Raw genomic sequence first — 6,149 nt, forward strand, 5'->3', positions numbered from 1 at the left:
GGCCGCACGAGGAGGCGGTCCTCGGCGCGGTCGCCGCCATCGGGGCGGGCGAGGTATTCCAGGTCAACGTGTGCACCGAGATCAGGGCCGGCTTCGACGGCGACCCGTTGGCGCTGTTCGTCCGGGGGGTGTCGACCCTGGCACCGGCGCGGGCCGCCTTCCTGTCCGGCGGGTGGGGCGCGGTGGTGTCGTTGTCCCCCGAACTGTTCCTGGCCCGCCGGGGCCGCACCGTGCGGACCAGTCCGATCAAGGGCACGCTGCCCCGCCGGGGCCCGGCCGACGACGGCAACGCGGCCCGGTTGCGGGCGTCGACCAAGGACGTCGCGGAGAACGTGATGATCGTGGACATGGCCCGCAACGACCTGGGCCGGGTGTGCCAGCCGGGCAGTGTCACCGTCCCCGCCCTGCTGGACGTCGAGCCCCACCCGGGGGTGTGGCACCTGGTGTCCACCGTGGTGGGCGAGCTGCGCCGGGGCGTGTCCGACGCCGAGCTGCTGGCCGCCACCTTCCCGCCGGCGTCCGTCACCGGGGCGCCCAAGGTGCGGGCGCTGGAGTTGATCGCCGACCTGGAGCGGACACCCCGCGAGGTCTACTGCGGGGCGGTGGGCATGGTGTCGCCGGTGGCGGGGATGGAGCTGAACGTCGCGATCCGCACCCTGGAGTACGCGCCGGCCCCGGCAGGCGCCGAGCTGGCACTGGGGGTGGGCGGTGGGATCACCGCCGACTCGGTCCCGGAGCTGGAGTGGGCGGAGTGCCACGCCAAGGCCGCACCGCTGCTGGCGTTGTTGACCGACCCCCAGCCCTCGGGCCGGGGATGACACCCCGCGTTCCCCGGTGTCCTGTCACTCGCTCCCGGGATTCCGGGCGCGGATGTCCGTTTCGTTCACGACACGGCGTCCACCAGCGCCTACCGTCGCCGTGGCCCCGCACCGGGGCGACCGAAGCGAAAGGAACGGAACGTCATGGCACAGCAGCACCTCACCGTCCTCACCCTCGGCGTCAACGACCTGGACCGGGCGCGGCGCTTCTACCGGGACGGACTGGGCTGGGAGGTCGTCGCCGACATCCAGGACACGGTGTTCGTCCAGGTGGGACACGGACTGCTGCTCAGCCTGTGGGGCGTCGCCGAACTCGCCGACGACCTGGGCGGCGCGGCCCTGGATCAGGAGGGGCCCGGACGGTTCACCCTCGGGTACAACGTGGGGAGTGAGGCGGAGGTGGACGCGGTGGTCGAGCGCTTCGTCGCCGCCGGCGGCTCGCTGGTCCGCCCCGCCCAGCACGCCGTCTGGGGCGGCTACCAGGCCTACGTCGCCGACCCGGAGGGTTTCCGGTGGGACGTCGTGCACAACCCGGGCCTGACCTTCACCGACGACGGCCGGGCCGTCCTCGGCGACGTCTCGTGAGGACACGCCGCGAACGCGACCTCCGCCGCCCGAGGACGGGGCCCACCCCTCGCGCCGCTCCGACCGGATGAGCCGTCCTCGCGCCGGAGTCGCCCCAGGCGCGGGGCGGTCCAGCCGGAGGAACGGGGCGAACCCGCGGGAGCCCCCCCCCGGGGGGTGTCCGCCACCTCGTCGGTGGCCGGGTGGGAGGACGGCCCGCCGTCCTGGGCAGCGCGGACCGGGAGGGGCTGCCCGCGCGGGGGCTCCGCCCCGCCGTCCGGGGCCAGCGGGATCAGCCGCGCCGGGCGCGCAGCACCGCGTCGTACAGCTCCTTCTTCCCCACCCCGGTCGCGGAGGCTACGGCGCCGGCGGCGTCCTTCAGCCGCTCGCCGTCGGCCACCCGTTCCTCCACCGCGCCCACGAGGCTGGCCGGGTCGGGCGCGCCGGTGGCCTCGGCGCCGCCGAGGACGACGGTGATCTCGCCCCGGACTCCCGCCGCCGCCCACTCCGCGAGTTCCCCCAGGCCGCCGCGCCGCACCTCCTCGTGCGTCTTCGTCAGCTCGCGGCAGACGACGGCCGGGCGCCCCGCGCCGAGGAGCTCGGCCGCCTGCGCCAGGGTGTCGGCCAAGCGGTGCGGTGACTCGAAGAACACGGTGGTGCGGGATTCCTCGCGCAGGCCGGACAGCCACCGGCCGCGTTCGCCGCTCTTCCTCGGCGGGAACCCCTCGAAGCAGAACCGGTCGCAGGGCAGGGCGGACACCGCGAGCGCGGTGGTCACCGCGGAGGGTCCCGGCAGGCAGGTCACCGGCAGGCCGGCCGCCGCGCAGGCGCTGGCCAGGCGGAAACCCGGGTCGGAGACGCTGGGCATGCCGGCGTCGGTGACCACGAGGACGGTGCCCCCGTCCCGCACGGTCTCGACCAGGGCCGGGGTGCGGGCGGCCTCGACGGAGTCGTAGTAGCTGATGATCCGCCCCGCCGGGGCGACGTCGAGGGTGCTGGCGAGTGCGCGCAGCCGCCGCGTGTCCTCGGCCGCCACCACGTCCGCGGTCCGCAGCGCGGCGACGAGCCGAGGGGAGGCGTCGCCGGCGTCGCCCAGCGGGGTAGCGGCGAGAACGAGTCGACCGGTTCCGGATATGTTGCCCACTTGGTCAAGCCTACGATCGGCGCCGTGAGCGTCCCCGCACCGCACACCACGGCCACCCCGTCGCCCGCCAGGGAGGGGGTGGTGGGGGTGGGCGAGGTCCCCCCGGTGGAGCCGCCCGACGGGGGTCGCGAGACGGCGCTCGCCCGGCTCAACCGGCCGATGCCCGCGGACCGGTTGCGCGCTTGGGTCGTGGCGCTCAGCCTCACCCTCGTCGGCGGGGTGATCCGGTTCTGGAACCTCGGTCACCCGACGGACCAGGGCACGCCGATCTTCGACGAGAAGCACTACGTGCCGCACGCCTGGCAGGTGCTGCGCAACGGCGGGGTGGAGGACAACCCCGGCTACCGGCTCATCGTGCACCCCCCGTTGGGCAAGCACCTCATCGCGGTGGGCGAGTGGTTGTTCGGGTACACGGCGTGGGGCTGGCGGTTCAGCGCCGCCGTCGCCGGAACCGTGTCGATCCTGCTGATCGTCCGGATCGGGCGCCGGCTCACCCGCTCCACGTTCCTCGGCGGGATCGCGGGCGTGCTGCTAATCGCCGACGGGGTCAGCCACGTGCAGTCGCGGGTGGGGATGCTGGACATCTTCCTGGCCGTTTTCGTCCTCGCCGCGTTCGGTTGCCTGCTGGTGGACCGCGACCAGGTCCGGGACCGCCTGGCGGTCGTCGTGCGGGAGGGCCGGACCGGGGACAGCGTCTGGGGCCCCCGGCTCGGTGTCCGCTGGTGGCGGCTCGGCGCGGGGGTACTGCTCGGCCTGGCCTGCGGGGTGAAGTGGTCCGGCGCGTACTTCCTGGCGGCGTTCGCGGTGCTCTGCGTGTTCTGGGACTACACGGCCCGGCGGGCGGCCGGGGTGAGCCGCCCCTTCCTCGGCGCGGCCCGCCGGGACCTCGGCCCGGGGCTCTGGGCGTTCGTGGCGGTGCCGATCGGCACCTACCTGGCCACCTGGTGGGCCTGGTTCGGATCGGAGACGGCCTTCGACCGCCACGCGGTCGGCGACGGCGTGGGCACCTCGTCCGCGTTCTGGTTCGTCCCCGACGCGCTGCGGGCGCTGTGGTTCAACAGCGGCAGCGTGCTGGAGTTCCACAACGGCCTGGTCACCGACCCGGAGGACCCGCACGCCTGGGAGTCCAAGCCGTGGACGTGGCCGATGGGGCTGCGGGCGATGCTGTACTACTACGACGGTTCGGTCACCGGCTGCGGCCAGGACGAGTGCGTGGGCGCGCTGATGCTGATCGGCACCCCCGCGATGTACTGGCTGGTGTTCCCGATGCTGGCCTGGGCGTTGTGGCGCGCGGTCACCCGCTACGACTGGCGGTACACGGCGGTGTTGGTCGGTTACCTGGCGGGGTGGCTCCCGTGGTTCTCGAACCTGGACCGCCAGATGTACTTCTTCTACATCACTCCGGTCGCGCCGTTCCTGGTGCTCGGTCTCACCCTGGTGCTCGGCCAGGTCCTGGGTCCCGCGCGCCGGGGATCGGAGCGGCGCGGTACGGGCCTGTTGGTGGTGTCGCTCTACGTCGGCCTGGTGGTGGCCAACTTCGTGTGGCTGTGGCCGGTGCTGGTGGGTGAGCCGATCACGCCGTGGCGGTGGAACGCGGAGCTGTGGCTGCCCTCGTGGCGCTAGCGGTCCTGGCGGGAGCGGGGGAGCTGGTGGCCGGGGACGCCCGGGGCCGCCAGGGGCGGGTCCTGGCGGTGCCGCTCGGCCCCCTGCCCGCCGGTCAGGGGTCGGACAGGACTGCCCGCAGCACCAGTTCCACGGCTTCCTCGACGTCCAGCGGCGGTTCGGGCCGAACCAGCCGTTCGGTGATGATGCCGTCGATCATGGCGAGCAACAACCGGGCGCGCCGCTCGGGGTCGGGTGCGCCGAGTCCGCGCAGCCACCGGCCGCCGAGCTCCCAGAGGGACCGGGTGCGTTCGGTGATCTCCCGCCGCACCTCGGGGCGGACACCGGCCTCGGCGAACAGCGCCCGGCGGGCGAGGGTGAGATCGCGTCCGACCCCGAGCGCCTGGTCGAGGAACCCGACCAGGTAGGCGACGAGCTGGTCGGCGGTCTCCGGGCCTCCGGTTCCCGCGACCCCCGCCACGATCGCCTCCTCCTCGGCGAGGATGTGGTCGAGCACGCCCGCGACGAGGGCGTCCCGGGTGCGGAACAGGTTCGAGGTCGAGCCGGCGGGCAGGCCGGCCCCCTCGTCCACGGCGCGGTGGGTCAGCGCCCGGGGGCCGCCACCGGCCAGCAGCCGGACCGCCGCCGTCAGCACCTGCTCCCGTCGAGTGGACGACGGGTCGGCTCGACGGCGTGGTGCGGTCGGTGCCCCCCGTGTCCCGCCGTCGGGGTTCCCGGGTCGGACCGCCCTGGCCTCCACCACCTCGCTCCCCACTCCTCCCGTGGCCTCTCCTGACGAGCCAGCGTCGCAGGCGGAGCGGACCGCCACCGCTCCGGGTGGCCGGCACGCCCCTCGGGCGGACGGCACGTCCACGCCCGCGAGCCGCCACGGTGTCGGTGGCCGCCCGCCCCGTCCGCGCTCGCCGGATCCCCAGACACCACCGCTCACTACAGGTGTAGTTTACGGGCATGGGAAGACGAGCTGTCGTCGTGGGAGGCGGCATCGCGGGCCTGGCCTGCGCCACCGCGCTGGGACAACGCGGGTGGGACGTGTCGGTGTGGGAACGCGAGCACGACCACCGCCCCGAGGGCACCGCGCTGGGCATGTGGCCCGCCGCGCAGCGGGCGCTGGAACGGCTGGGAGTCGTGGACGAGCTGCGGCGGGTCGGGGTGCGGCAGGAATCCTTCGTCCTGCGCACCTCGACCGGCCGGGTGCTGGGAGGCGTCGACGCCGAACGCCTGGAACGCCGCACCGGCCTGCCCACCGTGCTGGTCGCCAGGCCGACGTTGCTGGCCACCCTCAACGCGGCGGTCCCGGAGGGGGTCGTCCGCTTCGGGGCCGAGGTCGACGACCCGAGCGCGCTGCTCGCCGACTGCGATCTGCTGGTCGGCGCGGACGGCATCCGCGGCGTCGTCCGACCGGCCTTCTTCGGCGACCGCACCGAGATCAGGTACGCCGGGGCGGTCGCGTGGCGGGGCGTGGCTCCCCTCGAGGTCGAGGGGCACGGGGAGATCTGGGGACGTCGTGCGCTGTTCGGCGTGACGGGTATCTCGCCGGGGCGGACGAACTGGTACGCCACCATCCGGGGTCCCGAGGACGCGCCGGCGCCGCCCGACGACCTGGCCCACGTCCGCCGGTTCTTCGGGGACTGGCCGGACCCGGTTCCCCAGCTGCTGGCGGCGATGGACGGCGAGACCGTGCTGCGCAACCGGCTGTACGAGCTGCGCCCGCCCCTGCGGTCCTTCGTCGCCGGCCGGGTGGCGCTGGTGGGGGACGCCGCGCACGCGATGACCCCCAACCTGGGGCAGGGCGCCTGCCAGGCCCTGGTGGACGCCGTCACGCTGGCGGACAGCGTGGGCGAGGGATCGGACGTGCCGGGCGGCCTCCGCGCCTACGACCGGGCGCGGCGCCGGCCCGCGCAGCGGGTGGCGGCCGGCGCGCACCTGCTGTCCCGGGTCGCCCAGGCCGACCGGCTGGCCGCGCCGAGGAACGCCCTGGCGCGCCTGCTCCTCCCCCGCCC

Annotated in this window: 6 protein-coding genes; 4 read left to right on the forward strand and 2 right to left on the reverse strand. The window is 74.9% G+C overall.

Translation table 11 applies throughout. From position 1 onward, the window contains the following. Both ACTIDRAF_RS0213960 and ACTIDRAF_RS0213965 read left to right on the forward strand, forming a co-directional pair. A partial coding sequence (locus ACTIDRAF_RS0213960; RefSeq protein ID WP_016699353.1) for an aminodeoxychorismate synthase component I occupies window positions 1–818 on the forward strand: 818 nt, incomplete at its 5' end. A 144-nt stretch (window positions 819–962) separates the two neighbouring features. Further along, complete coding sequence (locus tag ACTIDRAF_RS0213965; RefSeq protein WP_016699354.1) at window positions 963–1,403, forward strand: VOC family protein; 441 nt, start codon at window positions 963–965, stop codon at window positions 1,401–1,403. A gap of 271 nt (window positions 1,404–1,674) precedes the next feature. Here the strand turns inward: ACTIDRAF_RS0213965 and rsmI are convergent, their stop codons facing one another. Next, complete coding sequence (gene rsmI, locus ACTIDRAF_RS0213970) at window positions 1,675–2,526, reverse strand: 16S rRNA (cytidine(1402)-2'-O)-methyltransferase (protein ID WP_016699355.1); 852 nt, start codon at window positions 2,524–2,526, stop codon at window positions 1,675–1,677. 24 nt (window positions 2,527–2,550) lie between these two features. Between rsmI and ACTIDRAF_RS0213975 the strand changes: the two genes are divergently transcribed. Continuing rightward, entirely contained in the window at window positions 2,551–4,149 is a 1,599-nt protein-coding gene (locus ACTIDRAF_RS0213975) for a dolichyl-phosphate-mannose--protein mannosyltransferase (protein ID WP_425359123.1), read from the forward strand. A gap of 94 nt (window positions 4,150–4,243) precedes the next feature. On the opposite strand, the gene ACTIDRAF_RS33825 is transcribed toward ACTIDRAF_RS0213975, so the two are convergent. Continuing rightward, entirely contained in the window at window positions 4,244–4,783 is a 540-nt protein-coding gene (locus tag ACTIDRAF_RS33825) for a TetR/AcrR family transcriptional regulator (protein ID WP_026066089.1), read from the reverse strand. Between the two features lie 314 nt (window positions 4,784–5,097). Here ACTIDRAF_RS33825 and ACTIDRAF_RS0213985 point away from each other — a divergent pair. Further along, window positions 5,098–6,149: FAD-dependent oxidoreductase (locus ACTIDRAF_RS0213985; RefSeq protein ID WP_039787314.1), on the forward strand; the 1,052-nt coding region annotated here is incomplete at its 3' end.

The organism is Actinoalloteichus spitiensis RMV-1378, from assembly GCF_000239155.1.
Classification (GTDB): domain Bacteria; phylum Actinomycetota; class Actinomycetes; order Mycobacteriales; family Pseudonocardiaceae; genus Actinoalloteichus_B; species Actinoalloteichus_B spitiensis.

Coding starts and splice junctions, on each gene's coding strand:
- ACTIDRAF_RS0213965 (WP_016699354.1), top strand. CDS start 963: ATGGCACAGCAGCACCTCACCGTCCTCACCCTCGGCGTCAACGACCTG.